Below are 25,202 nucleotides of genomic sequence, written 5' to 3'. Positions count from 1 at the left end.
ACTTCCGGACTCATCGCATGACCTTTTCCCGTCCCAGCGGCCGCACGGCCGACCAGCTGCGCCCGGTGCTCATCGAACGCGCCTTCACCCGCCATGCCGAAGGCTCGGTGCTGGTCAGCTTCGGCGACACCCGCGTGCTGTGCACCGCCAGCGTGGAAAACCGCGTGCCGGGCTTCCTGCGCGGCAAGGGCGAAGGCTGGGTCACCGCCGAATACGGCATGTTGCCGCGCTCTACCCACACCCGTTCCGACCGCGAGGCTGCACGCGGCAAGCAGGGCGGACGCACGCTGGAAATCCAGCGCCTGATCGGCCGTGCACTGCGCGCCTGCGTGGATCGCAATGCACTCGGCGAACGCACCATCACCCTGGACTGCGACGTGCTGCAGGCCGATGGCGGCACCCGCACCGCGGCCATCACCGGCGCATACGTGGCGTTGGCCGATGCGGTGAACCTGCTGATCAAGCGCGGCGACATCAAGAAACACCCGCTGATCGGCGCGGTGGCTGCGGTGTCGGTGGGCATATATCGTGGTGAACCGGTGCTGGACCTGGATTACCCGGAAGACAGCGACTGCGATACCGACATGAATGTGGTGATGAACGACGGCGGCGGTTTCATCGAGCTGCAGGGCACCGCCGAAGGCCACGCGTTCCGTCGCGACGAACTCAACGCGCTGCTTGCCCTGGCTGAGAAAGGCATGGGCGAGTTGTTCGCACTGCAACGCGCTGCGCTGGCCGGATGAGCCGTCGCATCGCCCTGACCACCTTGCTGGTTGCCGATTACGATGCGGCCATTGCCTGGTATACCGGCGCGCTGGGCTTCCACGTGCTGCAGGATCGCCCGCTCGATGACGGCAAGCGCTGGGTCGTGATCGGCCCGGGCGGTGCAGACGATGCCGCCCTGCTGCTCGCGCAGCCGGCCAACGCCACGCAACGCGCGCGCATCGGCGACCAGACCGGTGGGCGGGTGGATCATTTCCTCTACACCGATAACTTCTGGCGCGACCACGCGGCCATGCAGGCGTTCGGCGTGGAATTTCTGGAAACCCCGCGCGAAGAGCCGTACGGCACGGTCGTGGTGTTTCGCGATCTGTACGGTACCAAGTGGGATCTGCTGGAGCCCAAGCAATGAAACAACTGGTCCTGGCCAGCGGCAACGCCGGCAAGCTGGAAGAACTGCGTGCCATGCTCGCCGGCCTGCCGCTGCGCATCGTCGCGCAAGGCGACCTGGGCGTGGAAGATGTCCCGGAAACCGGCCTGACCTTCGTCGAGAACGCGCTGATCAAGGCGCGCCATGCCAGCGCGGTGACCGGTTTGCCGGCCCTGGCCGATGACTCGGGGCTGATCGTGGATGCATTGGATGGCGCGCCCGGTCTGTACAGCGCGCGCTATGCCGGCAGCCCAACCGATGCGCAGGCCAACAACGCCAAGTTGCTCGATGCGATGCGCGAGGTTCCGACCGATCGCCGCAGCGCGCGGTTTTATGCGGTGATCGTGTTGCTGCGGCATCCGGAAGATCCGCAGCCGCTGATTGCCGAAGGCAGTTGGGAAGGGGTGATCACCACCGAACCGCGCGGCGCTGGCGGCTTCGGCTACAACCCGGTGTTCCTGGACCCGGTGTATGGCCTGACCGCCGCGGAGATGGACACCGCGTTGAAGAACCGTCTCAGCCATCGTGCGGTCGCCCTGGCCACGCTGCAGCACAAGCTGCATGCGATGGCGCTGTAAGGCACGCCTCGCGCAATGCCCCAGCTGATTCCGCCGCCGCTGTCGCTCTACGTGCACCTGCCCTGGTGCGTGCGCAAATGCCCGTACTGCGATTTCAACTCGCACGCGGCCAAGGGCGTGCTGCCGTTCGAAGAATACGTGGATGCGCTGATCCGCGACCTGGATGCGGATCTACCGCTGGTGTGGGGCCGCGTGGTGCATTCGGTGTTCTTCGGCGGCGGCACGCCCAGCCTGTTTCCGCCGCAGGCGATCGACCGCTTCCTGCAGGCCGCGGCGGCGCGGCTGCGTTTTGCCCCGAATCTCGAAATCACCCTGGAAACCAATCCCGGTACCGCAGAACACGGCCGTTTCGAACACTACCGCGCTGCGGGCGTCAACCGCCTGAGCTTCGGCGTGCAGACCTTCGACGACCTGGCACTGCAGCGACTTGGCCGCATTCACGACAGCGCCGAAGCCGAGCGCGCGATCAAACTGGCGCAAGACGCCGGCTACGATAATTTCAATATCGACCTGATGTACGCGCTGCCCGAGCAGACGCTGATGCAGGCCGAGCACGATCTGGAGCGCGCCTTCGCGCTGCAGCCGACGCACCTGTCGCATTACCAGCTCACGCTGGAGCCGAACACGGTGTTCTTCGCGCGGCCGCCCAAGGGCATTCCCGACGACGATGCCGCCTGGGATATCCAGGAGCACTGCCAACGCCTGCTGGCCGACGCCGGCTACGCCCAATACGAAGTCAGCGCGTACGCCAAGCCGGGGCGACAGTGCGCGCACAACCTCAATTACTGGCGCTTCGGCGACTACCTGGGCATTGGCGCGGGCGCACACGGCAAGATCAGCTCCGGTGCCCAAGAGCACGTGTTGCGGCGCTGGAAACACAAGCATCCGCAAAGTTATCTGGCCAGTGCCGGCACCGCCGCATCCATCGGCGGCGATGAAATCGTGCCGGGCGAACGGCTGCCGTTCGAATACATGCTCAACCTGCTGCGCCTGCATGAGGGCTTCCGGCTCAGCGACTTCGAGGCTTCGACGGGCCTTGCGGCCTGCGTCATCGACGCGCCGCTGGCGCGCGCAGTGGCGCAGGGCTGGATGAGGCGGCAAGACGGGCGCATGGTGCCGACCGAGTTGGGAAGGCGCTTTACCAATGACGTGGTCGAGCTGTTCCTGGTCTGAGCGCAGCGAAGAGCTGCGTTCACTGCCAGGTCGGCGCGGCCGGGCGCCTGGCATCGGCATGTATCGCCTGCGTCCAGTACGCCATCACGCCTGGCTGACCCGTGCGCGAGGTGTGAGCGGGCCTGGGCGCGTTGGCAGTACCGATGGATCGGCCGTCCGAGCTGCCGCATACCCGCATGACCACCGGCTGGCACACCGCAGGCCGCATGCGCCGGCGCGCGCCGATGCCGCGCGGTCAGCGAAAAAACATGCTACATAGCTCACGCTTCGAACCGAGCCCACCTCCCCCGGATGTCCATGCACGTGTCTCCCATGCAACCTGCAGTTAGCGGCCCGATTGCCGATGCGCCGGTGTCCGCGCGCGGCCGGCGACTGCTCGGCATGCTGCACGCGCAGTGCGTGCAGGCGTTGAGCGGGCCGCTGCGGCTGACCGTCGTCGAGCTGGAACGCGAGCTGTTGCATCAGGCCGAGCATGCACGCAATAGCCAGATCCAGGCCGAAACCTACGCACAGATGCGCGGCCTGCGCGACCACATCGACCGGTTTCCGCAGGCATTCCTGCAGGAACTGGCGCACGCGCTGGCAAGCCTGCGTGAGCGCCCGGTGCTGACACCATTGACCGATGTGCCTGCGCAAACACAGATGCTGACCCTGGTCGAAGACACCGATATCGACCGCGACATCGTATTGAGCGACATCGCACGGCGCGAAACGTCGCGGCGTGCCGATGCCCTGCACCTGCTGGCGCAGCGCTTGGCAGTGATCGGCGCGGTGGCCGAATTCGAGCTGGAAGAACTGCCGATGGGTCCCTACGCGCTGTGCCGCATCGTGCGCCAGTGCGGGCAGACGCTGGGGCTGAACCTGGATGGGCAGCTGACGCTGTACAAGGTGTTCGAGCGCCAGGTGATGGACCGCCTGGGCGACCTGTTCGAAAGTGCCAACGGCGCGCTGGCCCAGGAAGGCATCCTGCCGGGGCTGATCTATCACCCGTATCTGGTCAAACCCACGCAGGTGCAGTCGCGGCGTGCGCCACCGGCAGCGGCGCATGGGTCGAAGGACGCTGCCGCAATGAGCACGCCCGGTGCGGGCCCGCGCACACCGCGACCGGCCAACGGCTGGGCGGGCCAAGCCGCACCGACGGCGTGGCAGAGCGCCTTGCTGGATCCCGCTGCCGCGCCACCAGCCATGGCAATCGACGCACCTGCGCAGGCGCTGTCGCCGGCGCTCAACGACGCAGTCCAGGCGCTGGGCGGCTTGATGGCGTCGGCACGGCAGTCGCAGGCAGCGGTGCACGCAAGCCACGCAGGCGCGGGGGCGCCCGCCCATCACGAGGTCATGGCGCCCTCTCCCACCTCGCTCGCCGCTGTGGCCCAGGCATCGCAGCACAGTGCCGCCGCTGCGGTGCCCAAGGCAGCGCTTGGCGATGCCTTGGCCAGCCTGCAAGGCGTGTTGGCCACGCAGGCGGCAGCAACGCCACATGCACCCGGCATCGATGCGGTGCAGCGGCAGGTGCTGGAAGTGCTGCGCCGTCAGTACGGCCCCGATGCCGCGCTATCGCCGCAGGACAACGACACCTTCGACCTGCTCGGCCTGCTCTATGCGCAAATGCAGCGCGAAGTGCGCGAGCAAGCTCCCGCCCAGGCGCTGCTTGCCAAGTTGCAGGTGCCGGTGGCGCGCGCAGCGTTGGCCGACGCGCATTTTTTCGTGCGCGACCAGCACCCGGTGCGCGAACTGCTCAACACCGTCGCCGAGTCCGGGGCCGTGTGGCTGGGCGAGGACGATGCCGACCCGCAACTGCTGCACAAGCTGGGCAGCGCGGTCGACAAGATCGTCAACGACTATCAAGGCGACGAGGCTGTTTTCGCCGCGGCCAACGACGACATCCAGACGCATCTGCGCACCCTCGCGCGCAAGGCCGAGGTGGCCGAGCGGCGGCATGTGGATGCTGCGCGCGGAAAGGAGCGGCTGGAATCTGCCAAGCAGCAGGCCCAAGCGCGCATCGAGCAGCTGTGCGAACAAAGCGCGCCGCCGCGCTTTGTGCAATCGCTGCTGCGCCAGGCCTGGTCGGACGTGCTCACGCTGACATTGCTGCGGCAGGGCGAGCAGTCGCCCGAATGGGACGAGCGCCAAGCGCTGACCGCACGCATTGGCGAGGTCACCTGCCGCAGCAAGGGCCAACCCACCGACATCGCGCTGGGCACCGACGTGGAAACCGCGTTGCTGCAGGTGGGGTATCACCACGACGAAGCAGCGGCGATCGCACGGCGCTTGTCCACGCCCGGTGGCGAGGACGAGGTGACCTCGCGCACCGAGCTTGCCGCCAAGCTCAAGGCACGCGCGCGGCTTGGCGACCAGGGCGACAACGCTGCGCGCAAGCAGGCGGCTACGCCGCGCACGCCCGCCGAAGAGGAGTGCTACCTGCAGGTGCGCAGCTTGCCGTTCGGCACCTGGTTCGAATTCGTGGTCAACCAGCAAGGCGACCTGCGCCGGCAACGCCTGTCCTGGTACAGCCCGATGACCGGCAACGCGCTGTTCGTGAATCAGCGCGGGCAGAAGGTTGGCGAGCACTCGCTGGACAGCCTGGCACGGCTGATGGCCGGTGGGCAGGTACGTTTGGTGGTGGAAGAGAAATCGCGTCTGATCGATCGCGCCTGGCATGCCACCGTGCGCACACTGCGCAGCCTGGCCGGCCAGTCGCCTGTTTCCGAGGGCCAGCCATGATCCAGGACACCCGCCGCGCACCGCGCCGCCAGCCGACCGACCTGCTGCCGGTCATCGATATGCTCAGCGAGGCGCAGATCGGCCGGGTCGGCAATGTGTCCGAAACCGGCATGCTGTTGTTGGCCTCGGTGCCGCTGCACGACGACGCCCTGTACCAATTGCGCTTTTCGCTGCCCGAACGGGTTGGCCGCGCGACCGAGATCGATGTCGGCGTGCATCTGCTGTGGTCCGAAGCCGCACACGCACCCGGGCAGGCCTGGGCGGGCTTCCGCTTCCTGACCATGTCCGAGCCGCACCGGCAACGCCTGCGCGCCTGGATCGCCGAAGAACATCTGGCCGGGTAAGCGCGGCCGACACACGGCCACGCAATGGCCAAGCGGGCGCTGCCGCATGGGCCTGCCGCCGCAGGCCCATGCGTTGCCTGTTGCTCCTTCACGTCGGCGGTCGTCCACGGACGATTGCGCCGTGGTTGTCGGCCGTATCAGACACAGCGCCGTTGCAGGGATTGCGGCAAACTGCGCATCGCCTTTGCATTGCCGATCGAGCCCCGCATGCCCCAACCCTCCTTGAGCAGCCTGTACTCCGACCACCTGCGCACCCTCACCGCGCGCGCCGACGAAGCGCTGCAACGCGGCGGCTTCGAGCATCTGGTGGTTCCCAGCGGCAGCACGCATTACCAGCTGTTCGACGACCGCGATTACCCCTACGCGGTGAACCCGCAGTTCAAGGCCTGGGTACCGCTGACACGGGTCCCCAACAGCTGGCTGGTCTACACGCCGGGCAAGCGCCCGACGGTGATCTTCTATCAGCCGTTCGACTACTGGCATGTGGTGCCCGACGCGCCCAGCGGCTGGTGGGTCGACCACTGCGACATCCACATCATCCGCACCCCGGAGCAGGCGCTGGCGCTGCTGCCCAAGCACGCTGAGCGCTGCGCGATCCTCGGCGAGCCGCAAAGCACGCTCGGTGCATACGTGCCGAACAACCCGCAGCCGGTGCTCGATTACCTGGAATACCAGCGCGCGTTCAAGACACCCTACGAGCTGGCATTGCTGCGCATCGCACAGCAACTGGCGGTGCGCGGCCATCGCGCTGCGGAAGCCGCGTTCCGCGCCGGCCAAAGCGAATTCGGCATCCACATGGCGTATTGCGCGGCAGTGGGCCAGGACGCCAATGACTTGCCGTACGGCAACATCATCGCGCTCAACGAACACGGCGCGGTGCTGCACTACACCGAACTGGGCCAGCAGCCGCCGCAACCGCTGCGTAGCTTCCTGATCGACGCCGGCGCCTCCGCATACGGCTACGCCAGCGACATCACCCGCACCTACGCCGCCGACCCCGGCAGCGACTTTCAGGCGCTGATCGACGCGGTGGACGCCGCCCAGCTGCGCATGGGCCAGAACGTGCGCGCCGGCGTGGACTACAAGCAGTTGCACATCGAGGCGCATCTGGCGTTGATGGGCATCCTCAAGGAGTTCGGCGTGCTGACCGTCTCGCCGGAAGCAGCGTTGGCCACCGGCGTCAGCGCCGCGTTCTTCCCGCACGGCCTGGGCCATCTGATCGGCCTGCAAGTGCACGATGTGGCCGGTTTTGCCGCAAGCGACCGCGGCGGCCGCATCGAACGCCCGGCCGGCCACCCGTATCTGCGCCTGACCCGCGTGCTGGAACCCGGCATGGTGGTGACGATCGAACCTGGCGTGTACTTCATCGACATGCTGCTGGACGAAGTGAAGAAGAACGGCCACGCCGCCAGCGTCAACTGGCAGCGCGTGGAAGCCTTCAAGCCCTACGGCGGCATTCGCATCGAAGATGAGGTGGTGTGCACCGACGGCAGCGCGGAAAATCTGACCCGCCCGGTCTTTGCCTCCGCATGAGCACCAGGCGCAACTGACGACACTACGGTTGCGCTGAAGTGGGCTCTCAGCCGCGCCATCCACCGCCCGATCACGCCCGGCAACGTTTGGGCACCACCCTACGGAACACCGCCATGAACGACCCACGCCAGAGTTCGCACCCGGACCACCCGATGTATCAACAGATCGAACGCGGCGTGCATGCGATCGACGCCGCGCACGGCCGCGTCCCCGACCAGACCAGCGCACGCCTCACCGCCGCCTTGCTGCCACTGGCCAAGGAAGGTGGGCTCGTGCGCGTGGATCATGTGCTGATGAGCGAAGCGAACGATCGCGGCGTGCACGGCGGCGAAAACGTATTCGTGGTGCAAGGCGACCCGGCCAACCCGGCGCATCTGCGCGCGCACATGAAAACCGAACAGGCGCTGGGCACGCCGGAAGAGCAATCGTTCGAGCGCGCGCGTCAGCTCGGCGGGCAGAGCGCGCCAGTGCAACAGCCCGAACGCACGCAGGCGCCGCAGCTGGGCCAATAACCGCCAGCCAACCCACGCCTGCGCAGCCGCCGGGCGCGCGCGGCCGATGCCAGGAGCCGTTGTCCGCCATGGCACTGCTGCGGCAATTGCGCTGCGGCAACGCCTGCACCATGACGCCGGCTGCAGCGTGTCGGTCCTTATGAATGTCGTGCACGCCGGCGCTCATGCGCCGCCGGCCATCTCCGCTTCGATCTCGTCGGCACTGCGCGCCAGCGCATCGGTCAGCACACGGTGGCCATCGGCAGTGATCAGCACATTGTCTTCGGTGCGAATGCCGATGCCGCGCCACTTGGCCTCTACCGAAGTGTCGTCGGCCGACACGTAGAGCCCCGGTTCGATGGTGAACACCATGCCGGGCTCGAGCAGCCGCGAATCGCCGGCCAGCCGGTAGTCGCCCACATCGTGCACATCCAGGCCCAGCCAGTGGCCGGTCTTGTGCCGATAAAAGCGTTTGTAGTGTCCATCGGCGATGTTGCGCTCAAGTTTTCCCTTGAGCAGGCCCAGGCGCAGCAGGCCTTCGGTCAAGGTTTCCACCGCCGCCAGATGCCCGGCTTCGTACGCCACGCCGGGGCGCGCCTGTGCAAGCGCAGCCGCCTGCGCAGCACCGACCAGATCGTGCAATGCACGCTGCGCTGGCGTGAAGCGGCCGTTGACCGGAAAGGTGCGGGTGATATCGGCCGCATACCCACGATATTCGGCACCGGCATCGATCAGCACCAGCTCGCCATCGCGGCTGCGCGCATTGTTGGCACGGTAGTGCAGCACGCAGGCGTTGCTGCCGGTGCCGACGATGCTGCCGTATGCCGGCCATGCGTCGGCAGCGCGGAATTCGCGCTCGACCTCGGCCTGCAGTTCGTATTCGTGCACACCCGGCCACGCCATCCGCATCGCTGCACGGTGCGCGCGCACGCTGATGTCGGCAGCCTGCTGCATCAGCGCGATTTCGTCGCGTGATTTGAACAGGCGCTGCTCGTGCAACAGATGCCCGAGCTCGAGGAATTCGTGTGGCGGCTGCGCCCCGTGGCGCACCTGCTCGCGCACGCGCTTGAGCCAGCCGATCAATTTGAGATCGAAATCGACATCGCGCCCGAAGTGGTAGTACACGCGGCTACGCCCTTCCAGCAGGCCGGGCAGGATCTCGTCGACATCGTCGATGGGGTACGCATCGTCCATGCCGTAGCGTTCCACCGCACCTTCCTGGCCCTCGCGCGGGCCATCCCAGGCTTCGCGTTCGGCATCGCGTTCGCGGCAGAACAGAATCGCTTCGCCATGCTTGCGGCCGGGCACCAGCACCAGCACCGCCTCGGGCTCCGGAAACCCGCTCAGATACCAGAAATCCGAATCCTGTCGATACGGGTAATGCGTGTCGTGGCTGCGCACGCGCTCAGGCGCGGCCGGCAAGATCAAAATCGCCTGCTCGCCCGCCATCTGCATCAGCTGCTTGCGCCGGCGCGCGTACTCGGCCGCGCCAATCCCGGTGAGCTTCTTCATGCCGGCAATCAGTTCAGACGCTGGCGAAAGCGCGGCCCCATCACGCAGTCGCCATGCAGCAACAGCACCGCCACGCGTACGAATTCTTCGATCTCGGCCAATGCGGTGTCGTCCTCGTCGGCCGCGTCGAAGTCCTCGCTGGAGGCCTGCGCCAGACGCGCCAGATCCTGCAGCGCTTCCTCGCCTTCTTCGCTCAGTGCCGGACGCTGCTGCGCAGCCAGGCCGAAGCCGCCCAGAAAGGCGCGGCACCAGTCGAACAATGCATCGGTGCGCGCCGGCAACGGGGCGCCGTCTTCGACCAGCAGCAGCTCGAAGGCGAAATCGCGGTCTTCCAGTTGCGCCACGGTGGCCTGCCGCAGCTGATCCAGCGCCCCACCCTGCTGGGGCGCCACCTGACCGCTGTCGGCCAGAATGCGCGCCAGCCAGTCGGCGCTGTCGGCACCGCCGCCGGAGAGCCACCCGCACAGTCCACCATGCAACTCCGCCGCAGAGGACGCCAGCGCGAGCTGACGGCTTTCGTGTTGCACAGCGGTTACGTCGGGCAGATCCATCGGGTCATCCAGGCTGAAGAGCGAAAGGTGCCGGCGCACGGCCGGCGATATGACTTCCCAGTGTACCAAGGCGGCCTGCGTGGGCCGCGACCTGCGCGTTTCAGCGCGCGTTTCCATCCTGCAATGCCGGCCTGCCTGGATCGGTGCCAGGCCTTGCAGGGCTTGGACCGACGCCAGGGATTGGGGCAAGCGTGGGCGCTTGACCACCCCGCGCACGCGCCCCTATCGTGAGCGCATGGACAACGCTGCCGCCCTCGCCCAGATCCGCGCACTCGCTGCCCGCGTGGAGGCGTTGGTGGAGCGTACCCAACGGCTCACCGACGAGAACCGCAGCCTGCGTCACCAACAGGAGCAGCTCATCGGCGAGCGCTCCCAACTGTTGACCAAGAACGAGCAGGCGCGCTCGCGGGTGGAAGCGATGATCGCCCGCCTGAAGTCATTGGAGCAGCACACGTGAGCAACAACGAACCGGTCAGCGTGCGTATTCTGGATCGTGAATACACGGTGGGCGTGACGGCGGACGAGCGCGAAAGTCTCACCACCGCCGCACGGCTGCTGGATCTACGCATGCGCGAGATCCGCGGCAGCAATCGCATGGCAGCCGTGGACCGTGTGGCAGTGCTGGCTGCGCTCAACTTGGCGCATGAGTTGCAGCAACTGCGCGAACAACAGGCGCTCTACGATCGTGAATTGGCAACGACGCTGGACACCTTGAATCGCCGGCTCGACAGCGTTGCCGACACACCGCGCTGAGTGGAATTCGCACTGCCATCGCAAATATGAATCCTCAAGCCCGCCGACCGACGAGTGGGCTAGCCATCGCGGCACAGAGGTCTATAATTCACCTGCGTTCTCTGCTGTAAACGACAGCGTGCAAAACATTCGCCTTGTCCCTTAATTACGACCACGGGGGCGCGACGAAGCTGGGTGTGCAAGTCCGCCTTGTAGCGGGAAGCCCGATGGCCTCACAACGTCCCCACTTGAACCCCGGGTTCAAGGTCGTTTCGCCCGCATCGTCACGGCGGAGAATGCAAATCTGAAACGGCGCCTTCGGGCGTCGTTTCTTTTTGTGCGTCTGACGGTCTGACATGCGGCAGTTGAAGCGGCCCTGCAGATCTGTTGCGCTCGCGATGCTGGTGCCGTGTCGGTGGCGTTGCCGCGCGCGGCAATGCGCACGCTGCATCGCCCATGCAGATGCAGATGCAGATGCAGGGCATATGTCCGGGTAGTGCGCACACCGTAAGGCTCTATCGGCACGCCCACAGCGCAGGCGCAACTGCGGGCCGCATGGCACGCCATGCTAGGCAGGCGCGTGTGCGCATTCGACAATGCAACACCATTGCGCTGCGAGACACCGATGACCGAGGACCGAGATGCGTTGCGCCAGCAGTTGCGCGCACACCGCCGCAGCCTGCCGGCAGCGCAGCGCCTGGCCGCAGCCGATGCGTTGGCACAGCGTTTGCTGGCGCTGCCGTTCGCGCCGCAACAGGGTGCCGTGGCGGGCTATTGGGCAATGGACGGCGAAATTGCGCTGCACCGCTGGAAGCTGACCTTGCCGGCGGGAGTGCGCTACTGCCTGCCGGTGCTGGACGGGCGCGTGCTGCGCTTTGCGCCGTGGCGGCCGGGCCAGCCGCTGGTGAGCAATCGCTACGGCATTCCGGAGCCGGATGTGGCACGCGCCGACACGTTGGCACCGGAGGAGATGGCACTGGTGGTGACGCCGCTGACCGGCTTCGATGCGGCGTGCCGTCGGCTGGGAATGGGAGGCGGCTGGTATGATCGCAGCTTCGCGTTCCGGCATCGCCAGGCGCCGCCTCCCTGGCTGGTCGGTGCTGGCTTCGCTGCGCAGCAGGTGCCCGCCCTGCCTTCCGAAGCATGGGATGTGGCGGTCGACGCCATCTGCACCGAACGCGCCACCTTCCTGAAAGACGACACCGTTTCCGAATGACTGCCCGCAAGCGCTACTGGTTGATGAAGTCCGAGCCTGACACGTTCTCCATCGATGATCTGGAACGTGTCGGCACCGAGCCCTGGAACGGCGTGCGTAACTACCAAGCGCGCAACTTCATGCGCGATGGCATGCAGGTGGGCGATGGCGTGTTTTTCTACCATTCCAACTGCAAGGTGCCCGGCATCGTCGGCATCGCCAAGGTGGCGAGCGCGGCGTATCCGGACGACACCCAGTTCGACCCGTCTTCCGACTACCACGACCCAAAATCCACCCGCGAGGACCCGCGCTGGATGCTGGTGGACGTGGCGTTCGAGCGCAAACTCGCCCGCACGATTTCGCTGGATGAAATCAAGCAACAGGCCGATGCGCTGGGCGAAGGCTTTGCGCTGATCGCACGCGGTAACCGCCTGTCGATCCTGCCAGTGACCGCCGCGCAGTGGAAGTTGCTGCTGGCGATGGAAACGCCGTGATTGGGGATTCGGCAGTTGGGATTCGCCCATTGCCACCCCGCGTGACCGGCTTTTACGAATCCCAAATCCCCAATCACTAATCCCGAGCTCTTACCCATGTCCGAAGCAAAACGCCTGGCCGCCGAAAAAGCGATCGATTACGTGGAAGACGGCATGATCGTCGGAGTGGGCACCGGCTCGACGGTGGCTTACTTCATCGACGCGCTGGGCCGCATCGGCCATCGCATCAAGGGCGCAGTGTCCAGCTCCGAACAGAGCACCGCGCGCCTGCGCCAGCATGGCGTCGAGGTGCTGGACCTCAATCACACCGGCAATCTGTCGCTGTACGTGGACGGCGCCGACGAGTGCGACCCGAACCGTTGTCTGATCAAGGGCGGCGGGGCAGCGCTGACGCGCGAGAAGATCATTGCCGAGGCCAGCGAGCGCTTCATCTGCATCGTCGACCCCAGCAAGCAGGTGCCGGTGCTGGGCAAGTTCCCGCTGCCGGTGGAAGTGATTCCGATGGCGCGCAGCCTGGTGGCCCGCCAGATCCTGGCGCTCACCGGCGGCCAGCCGGTGTGGCGCGATGGCGTGGTCACCGACAACGGCAACGTGGTGCTGGACGTGCATCACCTGCAGATTACCGACCCGGTGGGCCTGGAGCGCAGCTTGAATCAGATTCCCGGCGTGGTCTGCGTGGGTTTGTTCGCGCGGCGCCCGGCCGATGTGGTGATCGTGGGCGGCGAGCCACCACAGGTGATCTGAAGATCGCGCGCGGGCCTTCGCATGCGCAGTGACGGCCCGCATTGCGAAGCGATGGCGGGTCGCACATATCCCGCTTGCAGCAACCGCACGACGCGCCGCAGCCGCTTGACGCACGCGGCCGCTTGGCAGATGGTGCGGCATCCTCGCCAGTCGGTATGCCGCATGCGTTGTTCTGGTCTTCTAATCCTTGCGCTTCTGATGCTGCTCGGCGGCTGCGCCAGCAGCGGCGACAGCTGGGTGGAACTGGCAGGCACGCGCTACAAGGTGGAACTGGCGCAGAACGATGCCGATCGCGCCAAGGGCCTGATGTTTCGCGATGCCATGGACCAAGACCGCGGCATGCTGTTCATCCACGACCGCCAGGAGCCGATGGCGTACTGGATGAAGAACACCAAGATCGCGCTGGATATCCTGTATTTCGATGAACAGCGCCGGCTGGTCTCCCAGCAGCGCGATGTGCCGCCGTGTTCGGCCGGCGACGCCTGTCCGCCCTATCCCAGCAGGCAGCCCGCGCGCTATGTGCTGGAGCTGAATGCCGGCCAGGCCGCCAAGCTCGACCTGAAGGATGGGGCCACGCTGCGCTTCAGCCCGGACATCCCGACGCCCGAATAAGCGGCTGCGAGCAGGTGCTGGGACCATGCCAGCCAGGCGCATGGGGCCTGCCGACGGGTGAGACCTGCGCGTCACCTTTCCGAACGGCGTTTGCGACCGTCGGACGCAGGGCCGCCTGTCAGCGTTACGCGTTCATGCGCCCCGCGTCCCTGTCAGGAAGTACCGGACTTGAACCCTGCGCCGCTTGCCGACACTCTTGGCAGCATGGTCGACATGCTCCCACTTCCCCATTGGACCGCGCTCGCCAGCCTGGACGACGATGCGGTGCCGTTGATGTCCACCGCGCTGCTGATCGCGAGCGACGAGTATCCGCAGCTGGATGCCGAGCTGTACGACACGCTGGTGCAAAGCCACGTCGAGCATCTGCGCCGCGAAGTGGACGCAATCGATCTATGGCCGCTGAAGATGGCCGCGGTCAATCGCTACCTGTTCGACGAGCTGGGCTATTCGGGCAATCACGACGAGTATTACGACCCGCGTAACAGCTACCTCAACCAGGTGTTCGAGCGCCGGCTGGGCAATCCGATTTCACTGGCGATGGTGCAGATCGAAGTGGCGCGCCGGCTGGGCATCCCGTTGGCGGGGGTGTCGTTTCCCGGCCATTTCCTGGTGCGTCTGCCGGTGGATGACGGCGTACTGGTGATGGACCCGTTCAACGGCGGCCGTCCGCTGGGCGTGGATGAGCTGCGCGAACGTGCCCGCCCGCACCTGGGCGGCGAAATTCCCGACGACCGCGCGCTCGCGCAGATTCTCGACCCCGCCCCGCACCGCGCGATCTTGATCCGCATCCTGCGCAACCTGCACGGCGTCTATGCCGATGCCGAGCACTGGGACCGCGCTGCCCGCAGCGCCGACCGCATCCTGAAGCTGGTGCCCGACCAACCCGAGGCCCTGCGCGACCGCGGCATGGCCTATCTGCATCTGGGCCACCGCAACGGCGCACGCCACGATCTGTCGCGCTACCTGGTGCTCAACCCGGGCGCGCAGGACGCGGCCCATCTGCACGAACACCTGGTGGAATTGAATAGCCAGCGCGCGCGGGCGCATTGAGCGCGTAGACGCACCGGCTGGCTAGGCCAGTCTGCCCGGATAGGCCACCGCCGCGTGGTTCTCTGCAACGCAGGCACTGGCCGGCCCGCATTGCAGCAGCATCGTGGTCGCCGACGCTGCCTGATTGCACAGCATTGGCGGCGCTCAGTCGATCTCCACCATCTCGAAGTCCTCCTTGGTCACGCCGCAATCGGGGCAGGTCCAGGTGTCGGGGACGTCCTGCCAGCGGGTACCCGGGGCGATGCCTTCTTCGGGGATGCCGTCGGCCTCGTGGTAGAGAAACCCGCAGACGACGCACATCCAGGTGCGGTAGGTGGTCGTGGATGTCTCGCTCATCGGATAATCGCGGTCATGCAACAGTGGGCCTGCATTGTCCCATCCCATCCACCGCTTTCGGAAGCGTTGCCATGCCCAACCGTCTCGACGTTCGCGGCGTCTATCTGATCACCCCCGACGAGCCCAACACGCAGCGCCTGCTGCTGCGCACGGCGCCGTTGCTGGGGTCGATCACCTGGCTGCAATACCGCAACAAGCAGGCGGATGCGGCGTTGCGGCTGCGCCAGGCCGGCGCCTTGCGCGAGGCATGCGCGGCCCATGGCGTGCCGTTGATCATCAACGACGATGCGCAGCTGGCGGCGCAGGTCGGTGCGCAAGGCGTCCATCTGGGCGAAGACGATGGCGACGTGGCGGCAGCGCGCGCACTGCTGGGCGAGCAGGCCATCATCGGGGTGTCGTGCTACGACGATATCGAGCGCGCGCGCGCCGCAGCGGAAGCGGGCGCCAATTACGTGGCCTTCGGTGCATTTTTCCCGACCACCACCAAGCAGACCACCCGGCGCGCAACGCCTGCGTTGCTGCAGCAGGCAGCCGAACTGAACCTGCCGCGCGTCGCGATCGGTGGCATTGCGCCTGCGCAGGTGACTGCGCTGGTGACTGCCGGCGCCGATCTCATTGCGGTGGTCAGTGGCGTGTACGCGGCGCCGGATCCGGTCGCAGCGGTGCAGGAGTATCGCGCAGGGTTTGCGGCTCAGCGCGGCAAGCTTTGAAAGTTGTTCATCCAAGCGCTTCAATCGATTTGAAGACAGCGCGTTTTTCATTTCGCTGCATCGCTTGGGTGAAAAACCAGGTGCGTCGCGCGCGCGGTGCCCTCGCCGCTTGCGGGAGACGCCGCAAATCCGTCCTTGGAGGCTCGATGGCGGCATCCATGCCGCCAACGGTCCCGCAAGCGGCGAGGACACCGCACCAGAAGGTTGGCTGGCGGCCAACCGAGCGGGTCGTTGCGTGCGCGGCCACGCTGCTGCCGATTGCTTCGTGATGGCACTTGCCGGGCACGACGAGAGAATGACCAGAGAAGCGGGTGATTGACCGATGTGGAAAGCGCCTCGAGCGCTGCTCCCACATGCACAGCAACCAACGCGACAGGCCCTTGCCCGCCTACCGTCGCCGGACCTTACGCGGCATGGATGCCGCGTAAGAGCTTACAGGGACGTACTTGCAGCGTGTCCGGCGATGGTAGGCGGGCAAGGGCCCTGCAGCCAAGAAGCAGATCTAAGGCTCCCAGGCTTGGCCATACAAACCGTCCAATCCACTTCAAGACCGCGACATGTATTTCACTGCATCGCGTTGCCTCGAACATCGCGTGCGCGGTGCCTTCGCCAGACGGTTTGCTGGCAGTTTTATTGAAAGCGATGCAGACACGCGATCATGACGTACCCCTGCTAGCCGAACGCCGAGATCAAGTGCACTGCGCTCAGCCAAGTCGTCGCTCAGGCGGCGTGTTCCCGCTCATCAGAATGATGTCGACTTGAGCGCCATCCCCCAAAAAAAAACAGCGACGCGTGCCATCACGCGTCGCTGCCGGGACTGCCGCTATCGCGTGGCGCGATTAAAAGTCGTAGCTCAACGTCACCCGACCCGAGCGCGGCGCCTGATAGGCGACGACCTGGTCCCATAGCGGGTTGGTGGTGTTGTCGGGCAATTGCGAGAACGGGTAGATGTTGGTCGCGGTCTGCTCGTTGGTGATGTTGAATACGTCCAAGCGCAACGCCAGCTTGCCATCTGCAAATGCCGGCTTGTAGGTCACGCCCATGTCCAGCTGCGCGATCCAGCCCAAACGCCCCTGCGAGCCGGGAGGCGATGCCACGCCGGTGCCGGTCTCCGGGTTGTAGCAGTAGTGGTACGGGCCGCCGGTAATTGCACTGCCGCCGTAGCCGGCCGGATCGCGGCCGCTATATTCGGTCCCGTAGTAGTTGCCCAGGCAGTTGTGCGGAGCACCGGAAATCAGGCTGAAATTGGCCGATGCGCCCCATTGCGGGGTGAATTGGTAGAAGCCGAACAACTTGAGCTGATGGCGATGATCGTTGGATTGATCGCCATTGAAGTGTTCCATCAACGCAGGGTGGTCCCAGCTTTGCGTGGTCGAGACCGAGGCCTGGCCCTGATAGCTGCCCAGCGCGCCGCCGGTGCGCCACAGATCCGAACGCACCTGGCCCTCGGTGGTGCCGTAGCTATGCGACCAGACGTAATTGACTTTGGCATACCACTTGCCGTCGAACGGACGCTCCAGATTGAATTCCACCGCCGAATAATTGCGCTTGAACTTCGGGAAACCTGCCGCCTCGCGGCTCACCGATATTTCGTGGAACTGGCCATCGGTGCCGATCACCCCCCAGGTATTGGTCTGGCCCGGATTGATCAACGATGCGCCCGCCACCTTGGAGAAATCGATGGTCACGCCTTGCGCCGCTGCCGCATCGATCAACGCGGTGTTGGAGACGTCATAGTTCTGGTCGTCGATGCCGGCATTGAGACGGCGATGCGTGCCGCGCACGCCCAGCACCCAGCCGCTATCGAGTTGCTTGGTAAATCCGAGGATGAGTTCGTCCTGGTTTTCGCCTTCGATGTCCTTGGCCACCGCGGTGCGTACATCGGCGATGCGACCGAAGCGCGAATTGGCCGACACCGCCGAACCCAGCTGCTGCGCCAGGATCGGCGTGCCGTCGGCATTGATGCCGCTGTAGGTGAAGTAGGTATCGGTGGTCGTGGCTGGGGTGAACAGACTCACCGCCGATAGCGGCAGACCGAGGTAGTAACGGCCAAGGTTACCGAACACCTTCAAGCTGGAATCGCCATTGACGTCCCAGCTAAAGCCCAAGCGCGGCGCCCACGCGTTGTCGATTTCGATGTAGGGATCACCGAACGGGGTGTAGTTGGTGAACTCGTCCTTGCGCAGGCCCAGGCTCAGCAGCAGATTGTCGGTGACCTGCCACTTGTCTTCGATGTAGTAGGCGCGTTGCTTGGCCTCGTACGAATACAGGCTGGTGTTGATGTTGCGCACCACGTAGTAGCCACTGGATCCATTGACCGGATCCACCAAACCCGGGCTCGGCGCACCGATGCCGCCGGCTTCGTTGGCCGACTGGCTGACCAGGCCGCCGGTGGCCAGCCCGTACGGGTCATTGGTCTGTCCGTAGGTCCAGGCAAACCCGGGGCCAGAGAGGATCGAGCCGACATCGATGCCTTCTGACTTCTGGTTATCGAGACCGAAGTTGAGCGTGTGGTGGCCGATGCGCCATTCCAGATTCAGGCGCTGGTTGTCTTTTTTGTACTCGCGGTCCGGCGAGCTGACCGAGGTGACCAGCTGGTTGCCGATGCGCGGTGTGCCGCCGGTGTAGGCAGGGTTCTGCAATGCGGCGCTGTTGATCACCGGACCGCCAGCCGCGTCGTAGTTGAACGGCGTCAGTTCGTCCGGCGTTCTCATCTTGCCGTACAGGGCGGTCACGGTGAGGTTGTCGCTCAGATAGCCGGTGTACTTGCCGGTGAACAGCGTCGGCCCGGTTTTCCAGGTGGATTCGTTGGTGAAGTAGGCGCCACGCTGACGCGCAACATAGTCGTAGCGATAGATCGAGCCATTGGTTTCGGCGACGTCGCTGGCACCGGTCACCTCGATCAGGTGGTTGTCGGTGATGTTCCAGTCCACCTTGGCGTACCAGCGTTTCTGGGTGTAGTCGTAGTCGGTGAGGCCGCCGGTGCGGCCGTTGTCGGTGTCGCGATTGGTGCCCACGCGCACGCCGTCGGAGTTCACCTGCTCGGCGGCCAGGAAGAAGAACAGCTTGTCCTGGATGATCGGCCCGCCGACATAGGCGCTGTAGGTGGTCTGGTTGGCCTCGGCCTCGCTGGCGGGCTGGTACAGGCCATTGGCCGCACGCGCATAGCGGTAGGCGGCGTTGTTGATGGTGCTGCCCTGGCTGTCCGGGCGCCAATAGATGTCGCGCTGATTGGCCTTGAGGCCGTTCGGCTCCCAGATCACTGCAGCGCCGAACTTCCACTCATTGGTGCCACGCTTGCCGATCTGGTTGATCACGCCGCCGTTGGCGCGGCCGTACTGCGCGCCGTAGCCTCCGGTAAAGATTTCCTGCTGGTCGATGGCGCCGTACGGCAGGGTCAGGCCGCCCAGGTTGTTGCTGATGGTGGTGGTGTTGAAGCCGTTGAGGTAGTACGCATTTTCGCTGGCGGCCGAGCCGCCGAAGCTGGGGAGCGAGCCGCCGAGCGGGCCGTTGTCGAAGCCGCCGCTGTTGACCACCACCCCCGGTGCCAGCAGCGCGATCGCTTCGGCGGTGCGGCCCAGCGGCAGTTGCTGCAACTGTTCGGCGGTGACCACGGTGCGCGTATCCACGCTGCTGACGTCGATGGTGGTGAGGCTGGCGGCGCTGACGGTGACGCTGTCCAGGGTCTGCACGCCGCTCCCCGCGGCTGCGCTGGCAGCGAAGGACACGTCTGTGTTGGCCCCGACGGTGATGGCGACGTTCTCGCGCGTCTCCACCACTGCGCCATCGCGCTTGACCGTCACCTTGTAGGTGCCCAGCGGCAGATTGCCGGCGGTGTAGCGGCCGCGTGCGTCCACCGGCACCTCGCGGCTGAAGCCGCTATTGTTTTCCACCAGCACGCTCGTGCCACTGCCCTGCCCCACGCTGCCGACGATGCTGCCGGTGGTGGACTGCGCGTGGACGCTGCCCATGGCCACGACCAATGCCAATGCCAAGGCACGCTTCTGGATACTACGGTTCATGCTCTCTCCCCAGGTCTTGAACTGTCGGCAAGGCGACAAACGAACGGTGCCAATGGCTACCGAAATCACACTTTCTGAACATCTGCAGCGCGATGCCAATGACTGCGCGCCATCAGCTCATTCCAAACTGTCGATCACGTCGCGTTCGATGATAGGCAGCCAAGTTCCCCCATCCGCCCACTTCGACGGGTAGGCGGGTGTCCGACGGGTAGGCGCGCAAGGCCGCAGGCCTGACAATGGCGCACGCGATGCCCGCTGCCGGGCGTCGATGCCCCCAATCGGTATTCCTCAAGGATTTGCGCATGAACCATTCCCGCTCCCACGCCCTGTTCGCCCAGGCGCAGACCTTGCTACCCGGCGGCGTCAACTCGCCGGTGCGGGCGTTCAAATCGGTCGGCGGCGAGCCGTTCTTCGTGGCGCGCGCCGATGGCCCGTATCTGTTCGATGTCGACGACAACCGCTACATCGACTACGTGGGCTCGTGGGGGCCGATGATTGCCGGACACAACCACCCGGCCGTGCGCGAAGCGGTCGAGCGGGCGATCGGCAACGGGCTGTCGTTCGGTGCGCCGTGCGCAGCCGAAGTGACGATGGCGCAGACCATTACCCGGCTGGTGCCCTCCTGCGAGATGGTGCGTATGGTCAACTCCGGCACCGAAGCCACGCTGTCGGCGGTACGCCTGGCGCGTGGCGCCACCGGGCGCAATCGCATCATCAAGTTCGAAGGCTGCTATCACGGCCACGGCGATTCGTTTCTGGTCAAGGCCGGCAGCGGCATGCTGACCCTGGGTGTACCGACCTCGCCCGGCGTACCCGCAGGGCTGAGCGAGCTGACCGCCACGCTGAGCTTCAACGACTTCGAGGGCGCCACCGCGCTGTTCGACGAGATCGGCGCGGAGGTGGCGGCGGTGATCATCGAGCCGGTGGTCGGCAACGCCAACTGCATTCCGCCGCAGGCCGGCTATCTGCAGCATCTGCGCACGCTGTGCACGCGGCACGGCGCGCTGCTGATCTTCGACGAAGTGATGACCGGCTTCCGCGTCGCGCTCGGTGGTGCGCAGGCACATTACGGCGTGACCCCGGACCTGACCACCTTCGGCAAGATCATCGGCGGCGGCATGCCGGTGGGCGCTTACGGCGGCCGCCGCGACTTGATGGAGCAGGTTGCTCCGGCCGGGCCGATCTACCAGGCCGGCACCTTGTCGGGCAACCCGGTAGCGATGGCCGCCGGCCTGGCGATGCTGGAGCTGGTGCAGGAGCCGGGCTTCCACACGCGCCTGAGCGAGGCCACCAGCATGCTGTGCGAAGGCCTGGAAGATGCCGCACGCGCGGCAGGCATTGCCGTCACCACCAATCAGGTCGGCGGCATGTTCGGATTGTTCTTCACCGACGACATCGTGGAAAGCTACGCACAGGCCACGGCATGTGATATCACCAGCTTCAACCGCTTCTTCCACGCGATGCTGCAGCGGGGCGTGTACCTGGCACCCTCGGCGTACGAAGCCGGCTTCATGTCCAGTGCGCACGACCAAGCGGTGATCGAAGCCACCCTGGCGGCGGCGCGCGAGGCGTTTGCGGACGTGGCGCGCTGATTGGTTGGGAATTGGGAATTGGGAATTGGGAATCGGTGAGCGCGGAGGCGTCGCTGGTTTGCTGCTTTGCGGTGCGGCGTGATCGTGCCGCACTGGCAGTGGCGCAGGACACTGGCGAGGTAGGCATCACCGGGGTTCCTGGTGAGCCTGCGCGTACGTGCAACCGGTTTCGTTCGTAGCAACGGCGACTGCACGGCGGTGCGCGTTGCCAGACTGTGCGCCATGCTCGCAGCGAACTGTGGATGGCGCTGTCTTTGCACAGGAGCGGCTGCCACAACGCAGCGGGTAGCCGTCAGCCGGGCCTGGGCGGGGCGCAGGACCGCGGTGCGTGGTCCACGCCGCATCGCGCATCGGCCGCGGTTGTGTGGTAGCGAGCGTAGTCGCTTTGGCAATTGCTCTTAGAGCGGCTAACAAAACTACTGCGCAGCCGCCAGGTGGGCGCGGCCGGTGCTCGGAATCGGCATGTACCACTCGTACACTCCGGTTCCTGCGCGCCGTCCGCGCCCACCTGACAGCTGCTCGCTACGTCTTGTTAGCCGCTCTTAGTCGCTGCTCTCTCACCACCGCGGCCACGAGCAGGCGACCTCTAGCGTTCCTTGACCGTGCGCACGGGCCGGCGCTTCGGCCGCAATGCCTCCTCGACTCGGCGCAATACGCTTTGCTTTTGTCGTGTGGCTGTCATACCTTTCTGAAAAAGGTGCTCAGGGACGGGCATGGGTGGGGACCCTCGAAGCAGCCGCTGCACGTGCGTCGCCGAATCCGGTGATGACGCTGCATTGCCGCTGTTTCACCCCGATCTGCAGCGTGTCGAGTCGGCGCGCTGTCGACGCTCGATACGGCCGCCCTCGCCTCATGCTCAAGCCTGTTGCGCTGCTCACCCCGCGCCCGACACCGTCGCGCGACCCCGTGAATCCCGATTGGCTGCTTGCCGGCAAGCTGGAGCCTGCGTTGCTGCCCCCCGGCGCGGTGGTGCGTGGCGCACTGCTGGCTGCGCTGAATCAGGCGCAGGCACGTCCGCTGACGCTATTGCTCGCCCCGCCCGGATTCGGCAAGACCACGCTGCTGGCGCAGTGGCATGCGCACCTGAGTACGCGCGAGCAGAGCGCGGTGGCATGGCTGTCGCTGGACGAAGAAGATGCCGACGCCGGGCGTTTTCTCGGCCATCTTGCGTATGCGCTGCAGAACGCAGGCGCGGACCACGCGCTGTGCGCGGCCGTGCTGCACAACCGCGATCACGACCCACGCGACGCGGCGGCATTGCTGATTCGCGCGCTGCGCGCAGCGCCCCGCCGCATCAGCGTGATTCTCGACGACTACGACCGACTCGGCAGCAGCCCTGTCGATGAACTGGTGCTACGCCTGATCGAACACAGTGGCGGGCGTTTGCATCTGGCACTCGCGACCCGCCGCGTACCCAATCTACCCCTGGCGCGGCTGGATCTGCACGCGCAGCTCAGCCGCATCGGCAGCACGCAGCTGGCGCTCGACGACACCGAAGCGCAGGCGTTGCTGGGCCCGCACGTGACCGCACCGGTGGCGGACGAACTGCGGCGCTACACAGAAGGCTGGCCGGTGGCGCTGCAACTGGCACGGCTGTGGTTGGAAGGCGATACCCAGCGTCGGCAGGAAGTCACCGTACGTTTCTCCGGGCGCAGCGCGCAGATTGCCGCGTACCTGGCCGAACAAGTGGTCAACGATCTGGACCCAGACACCCGCGAACTCCTGTTGCGCACCAGCCCGCTGGAACGCTTCAACGCCGCGCTCGCCGACGCGGTGCGCCAACGCCAGGACAGCGGCCGCTTGCTGGCGCGGCTGGAGCATTTCCATGGTCTGCTGGTGCCGCTGGATGGCGAGCGCGAATGGTTCCGCTACCACCCGCTGTTTGCCGACTTTTTGCAGCAACTGCTCGACCGCGAACATCCAGGCCTGAGCGTGCAGCTGCATCAACGCGCAGCGTGCTGGTTCGGCGATCATCAGCAGCTTGCCGAAGCGGTGCGGCATGCTTGGCGCGGCGGCTGCGGCGATCTTGCCGCCAGCTACATCGCACGCGCCGGCACCTGGCAGCTGCTGTTGACTCACGGCACGCATGAAGTACGCGCACTGCTGCGCCATTTCGACCACCGCACCATCCGCGACACACCCGCGCTCAATCTCACCCAGGCGCACCTGCACATCAAGCTGGGCGAATTCGCCCACGCACGCCTGTTGCTGGAGCGCTTCCGCGATTTTCCGGCTGCGTTACGCGAGCCGCTGCAGCGCGACTACACCTTGGTCGTGGCGCTGCTGCGCGACCGTCTGGATGAAATCTGCGGCAATCCGCATGGCCTGACCCAGATTGCCGCCCAGGCTGGCGCACTGGACGAAGACGACCATCTGGGCCGCGGCATGTTGCTCTGCATCTGCGCCACCACCGCGATTGCGCAGGGCGCGTTCGCGGTTGCCGAGCGCTACGCGCGCAACGCGCGCGACACCATGCAACGTGGCGGCAGCGAGGTCGGTGCCAGCCGGGCCATGTTGTCGCTGGGGCAGAGCCTGTTCTATCGCGGCCGGCTCAGCGATGCGGAAGCCTGCTATCAGCAGGCACTGAGCTGGTGCGCACGTACCCCGCAGCCGGATCGGGTGCTGGAAGCCGCCGCTCAGTGCCTGCTTGCGCAGTTGCACTACGAACGCGGCCATCACGACGACGCAGCCGACCTGCTGCATCCGGCGCTGGAATTGCTGGAGCAGCACGATGGCGGCGTGGACGTGCTGGCCGCCGGATACGGCACTGCGCTGGGGCTGGAACGCGTGCGCGACCATAGCGGACGCAGCGCGTTGCTGTTGCTGGAGCATATCGAACAGATCGCACACGGACGCAAATTGGCGCGCTTGTCGGAACTGGCTGCAGCATGGCGGCTGATGCTGTTACTGGAACATCCAGGCAACGCCGCCATCGATGTGCTGATCGCACGTACCGGCGGCGAATCCGGCCTGGCGCATACCTTGCGCTCGCCACACCGCTGGCACGATCGCGCGGCGATGGGCTTCGCACTGGCCCGCTGGCATCGCCTGGCCGGGCGCAGCAGCGCCGCGCTGAGCATCCTCGGACAGATCGAGCAAGCCTGCCTGGCCAACGACAATGTCTGCCATCTGGCGCGTGCCCGTGTACGCATCGCGCTGGTACTGCAGCAACGTGGCGAACTGGTTGCCGCCCTGCCGTATCTGTACAGCGCATTGGACCATGTCGCGCTCACGCAAAGCTGGCAGGCGATCGTGGAACTGGGCTTGCCGGCCAAGGCGATGCTGCGCTCGCTACGCCAGCACGACCCGCAGACCGTGGGCGGCACCACGCGTGCCTTGACCATCCAGGCCTTGCTCGAACGCCTTAGCGGCGACGACGACCCGGCCGGTGACATCTTCAGCGAGCGCGAACTGGAAGTGCTGGCGCAACTGGCGCGTGGCTATTCCAACAAGCAGATCGCACGCTGCCTGCACCTGTCGGAAAACACGGTCAAATTCCATCTGAAAAACCTGTACCGCAAGCTCGACGCGCGCAGCCGCGAAAGCGCGCTTGCGCAAGCATTGCAGCGCGGGTTGTTGCGTGGAAGCGGCCCGCATGCAGATCAGCCGCTGCGACCTGGCTGAGCCAGGTCGCATGCATCTTGCGTTCAACGCAGGTTTGC

22 protein-coding genes, 2 other RNA genes and 1 pseudogene are annotated in these 25,202 nt (G+C 65.9%); 20 read left to right on the top strand and 5 right to left on the bottom strand.

Annotated elements, in window-relative coordinates; translation table 11 throughout:
• Nucleotides 1-17 precede the first annotated feature (17 nt).
• The 8 genes from rph (at nucleotide 18) to AC1POX_RS05430 (ending at nucleotide 8,011) form a co-directional block, all read left to right on the top strand.
• Complete coding sequence (gene rph, locus AC1POX_RS05465) at nucleotides 18-743, top strand: ribonuclease PH (RefSeq protein WP_372356836.1); 726 nt, start codon at nucleotides 18-20, stop codon at nucleotides 741-743.
• A complete protein-coding gene (locus AC1POX_RS05460) occupies nucleotides 740-1,132 on the top strand; it encodes a VOC family protein (protein ID WP_008575823.1) in 393 nt (130 codons plus the stop codon). The genes rph and AC1POX_RS05460 overlap by 4 nt, the downstream gene beginning before the upstream one ends.
• Entirely contained in the window at nucleotides 1,129-1,728 is a 600-nt protein-coding gene (gene rdgB / locus AC1POX_RS05455; RefSeq protein ID WP_008575822.1) for an RdgB/HAM1 family non-canonical purine NTP pyrophosphatase, read from the top strand. Before AC1POX_RS05460 ends, rdgB begins: the two co-directional genes overlap by 4 nt.
• 15 nt (nucleotides 1,729-1,743) lie before the next feature.
• Nucleotides 1,744-2,901: a radical SAM family heme chaperone HemW gene (gene hemW / locus AC1POX_RS05450; protein ID WP_136732497.1), complete on the top strand. Its 1,158-nt coding sequence runs from the start codon at nucleotides 1,744-1,746 to the stop codon at nucleotides 2,899-2,901.
• 291 nt (nucleotides 2,902-3,192) lie between these two features.
• Nucleotides 3,193-5,622 (top strand): DUF1631 domain-containing protein, encoded by a 2,430-nt coding sequence (locus tag AC1POX_RS05445; protein ID WP_372356835.1) that lies wholly within the window; start codon nucleotides 3,193-3,195, stop codon nucleotides 5,620-5,622.
• The gene (locus tag AC1POX_RS05440) at nucleotides 5,619-5,966 is read left to right on the top strand and encodes a PilZ domain-containing protein (RefSeq protein ID WP_008575819.1); all 348 of its coding nucleotides are present in this window, start codon (nucleotides 5,619-5,621) and stop codon (nucleotides 5,964-5,966) included. The genes AC1POX_RS05445 and AC1POX_RS05440 overlap by 4 nt, the downstream gene beginning before the upstream one ends.
• Before the next feature lie 207 nt (nucleotides 5,967-6,173).
• Nucleotides 6,174-7,499, top strand: a complete 1,326-nt coding sequence (pepQ, locus tag AC1POX_RS05435; protein ID WP_011348466.1) for a Xaa-Pro dipeptidase — start codon at nucleotides 6,174-6,176, stop codon at nucleotides 7,497-7,499.
• A gap of 113 nt (nucleotides 7,500-7,612) precedes the next feature.
• Nucleotides 7,613-8,011: an XVIPCD domain-containing protein gene (locus tag AC1POX_RS05430; protein ID WP_008575817.1), complete on the top strand. Its 399-nt coding sequence runs from the start codon at nucleotides 7,613-7,615 to the stop codon at nucleotides 8,009-8,011.
• Between the two features lie 162 nt (nucleotides 8,012-8,173).
• Here the strand turns inward: AC1POX_RS05430 and AC1POX_RS05425 are convergent, their stop codons facing one another.
• Nucleotides 8,174-9,502, bottom strand: coding sequence for an aminopeptidase P N-terminal domain-containing protein (locus AC1POX_RS05425; RefSeq protein ID WP_014090969.1), 1,329 nt, complete (start codon nucleotides 9,500-9,502; stop codon nucleotides 8,174-8,176).
• 8 nt (nucleotides 9,503-9,510) lie between these two features.
• The gene (locus tag AC1POX_RS05420) at nucleotides 9,511-10,053 is read right to left on the bottom strand and encodes a YecA/YgfB family protein (RefSeq protein WP_011348467.1); all 543 of its coding nucleotides are present in this window, start codon (nucleotides 10,051-10,053) and stop codon (nucleotides 9,511-9,513) included.
• Between the two features lie 235 nt (nucleotides 10,054-10,288).
• Between AC1POX_RS05420 and AC1POX_RS05415 the strand changes: the two genes are divergently transcribed.
• From AC1POX_RS05415 to AC1POX_RS05380, 8 genes are all read left to right on the top strand, one after another.
• Nucleotides 10,289-10,510: a TIGR02449 family protein gene (locus AC1POX_RS05415; RefSeq protein ID WP_003486122.1), complete on the top strand. Its 222-nt coding sequence runs from the start codon at nucleotides 10,289-10,291 to the stop codon at nucleotides 10,508-10,510.
• Complete coding sequence (locus AC1POX_RS05410) at nucleotides 10,507-10,806, top strand: cell division protein ZapA (protein ID WP_372356834.1); 300 nt, start codon at nucleotides 10,507-10,509, stop codon at nucleotides 10,804-10,806. Before AC1POX_RS05415 ends, AC1POX_RS05410 begins: the two co-directional genes overlap by 4 nt.
• Before the next feature lie 95 nt (nucleotides 10,807-10,901).
• A non-coding RNA gene (gene ssrS / locus AC1POX_RS05405) (6S RNA) lies at nucleotides 10,902-11,085 on the top strand.
• A gap of 325 nt (nucleotides 11,086-11,410) precedes the next feature.
• A complete protein-coding gene (locus AC1POX_RS05400) occupies nucleotides 11,411-12,001 on the top strand; it encodes a 5-formyltetrahydrofolate cyclo-ligase (RefSeq protein WP_372356833.1) in 591 nt (196 codons plus the stop codon).
• On the top strand, nucleotides 11,998-12,474 hold the full coding sequence (locus AC1POX_RS05395) for an EVE domain-containing protein (RefSeq protein WP_029820195.1): 477 nt from the start codon (nucleotides 11,998-12,000) through the stop codon (nucleotides 12,472-12,474). The genes AC1POX_RS05400 and AC1POX_RS05395 overlap by 4 nt, the downstream gene beginning before the upstream one ends.
• Nucleotides 12,475-12,570: 96 nt before the next feature.
• Nucleotides 12,571-13,218 carry a ribose-5-phosphate isomerase RpiA gene (gene rpiA / locus AC1POX_RS05390; RefSeq protein WP_011348472.1) on the top strand — a complete coding sequence of 216 codons (648 nt, stop codon included), beginning with the start codon at nucleotides 12,571-12,573 and terminating at the stop codon, nucleotides 13,216-13,218.
• Between the two features lie 162 nt (nucleotides 13,219-13,380).
• On the top strand, nucleotides 13,381-13,830 hold the full coding sequence (locus AC1POX_RS05385) for a DUF192 domain-containing protein (protein ID WP_218502897.1): 450 nt from the start codon (nucleotides 13,381-13,383) through the stop codon (nucleotides 13,828-13,830).
• A gap of 168 nt (nucleotides 13,831-13,998) precedes the next feature.
• A complete protein-coding gene (locus AC1POX_RS05380) occupies nucleotides 13,999-14,880 on the top strand; it encodes a SirB1 family protein (protein WP_372356832.1) in 882 nt (293 codons plus the stop codon).
• A gap of 144 nt (nucleotides 14,881-15,024) precedes the next feature.
• Here the strand turns inward: AC1POX_RS05380 and AC1POX_RS05375 are convergent, their stop codons facing one another.
• Nucleotides 15,025-15,264, bottom strand: a complete 240-nt coding sequence (locus tag AC1POX_RS05375) for a rubredoxin (protein ID WP_008575804.1) — start codon at nucleotides 15,262-15,264, stop codon at nucleotides 15,025-15,027.
• A gap of 23 nt (nucleotides 15,265-15,287) precedes the next feature.
• Here AC1POX_RS05375 and thiE point away from each other — a divergent pair, with 23 nt between their 5' ends.
• Nucleotides 15,288-15,926 (top strand): thiamine phosphate synthase, encoded by a 639-nt coding sequence (gene thiE, locus AC1POX_RS05370; RefSeq protein WP_031424204.1) that lies wholly within the window; start codon nucleotides 15,288-15,290, stop codon nucleotides 15,924-15,926.
• 84 nt (nucleotides 15,927-16,010) lie between these two features.
• Here thiE and AC1POX_RS05365 read toward each other — a convergent pair.
• Together AC1POX_RS05365 and AC1POX_RS05360 are read right to left on the bottom strand one after the other, a co-directional pair.
• Nucleotides 16,011-16,212, bottom strand: a pseudogene (locus AC1POX_RS05365) (hypothetical protein); the annotation flags it as partial.
• A 553-nt stretch (nucleotides 16,213-16,765) separates the two neighbouring features.
• Complete coding sequence (locus tag AC1POX_RS05360; RefSeq protein ID WP_372356831.1) at nucleotides 16,766-19,948, bottom strand: TonB-dependent receptor domain-containing protein; 3,183 nt, start codon at nucleotides 19,946-19,948, stop codon at nucleotides 16,766-16,768.
• Nucleotides 19,949-20,250: 302 nt separating this feature from the next.
• Here AC1POX_RS05360 and hemL point away from each other — a divergent pair, with 302 nt between their 5' ends.
• From hemL to AC1POX_RS05345, 3 genes are all read left to right on the top strand, one after another.
• On the top strand, nucleotides 20,251-21,540 hold the full coding sequence (hemL, locus tag AC1POX_RS05355; RefSeq protein ID WP_011348479.1) for a glutamate-1-semialdehyde 2,1-aminomutase: 1,290 nt from the start codon (nucleotides 20,251-20,253) through the stop codon (nucleotides 21,538-21,540).
• A gap of 462 nt (nucleotides 21,541-22,002) precedes the next feature.
• A non-coding RNA gene (locus tag AC1POX_RS05350) (sX9 sRNA) lies at nucleotides 22,003-22,078 on the top strand.
• 314 nt (nucleotides 22,079-22,392) lie between these two features.
• Nucleotides 22,393-25,164: a winged helix-turn-helix domain-containing protein gene (locus tag AC1POX_RS05345; RefSeq protein WP_372356830.1), complete on the top strand. Its 2,772-nt coding sequence runs from the start codon at nucleotides 22,393-22,395 to the stop codon at nucleotides 25,162-25,164.
• Nucleotides 25,165-25,202: the final 38 nt, after the last annotated feature.

The sequence above is a fragment of the Xanthomonas sp. NCPPB 3442 genome (assembly GCF_056725145.1).
This window is presented reverse-complemented; position numbering and strand designations above follow the sequence as displayed.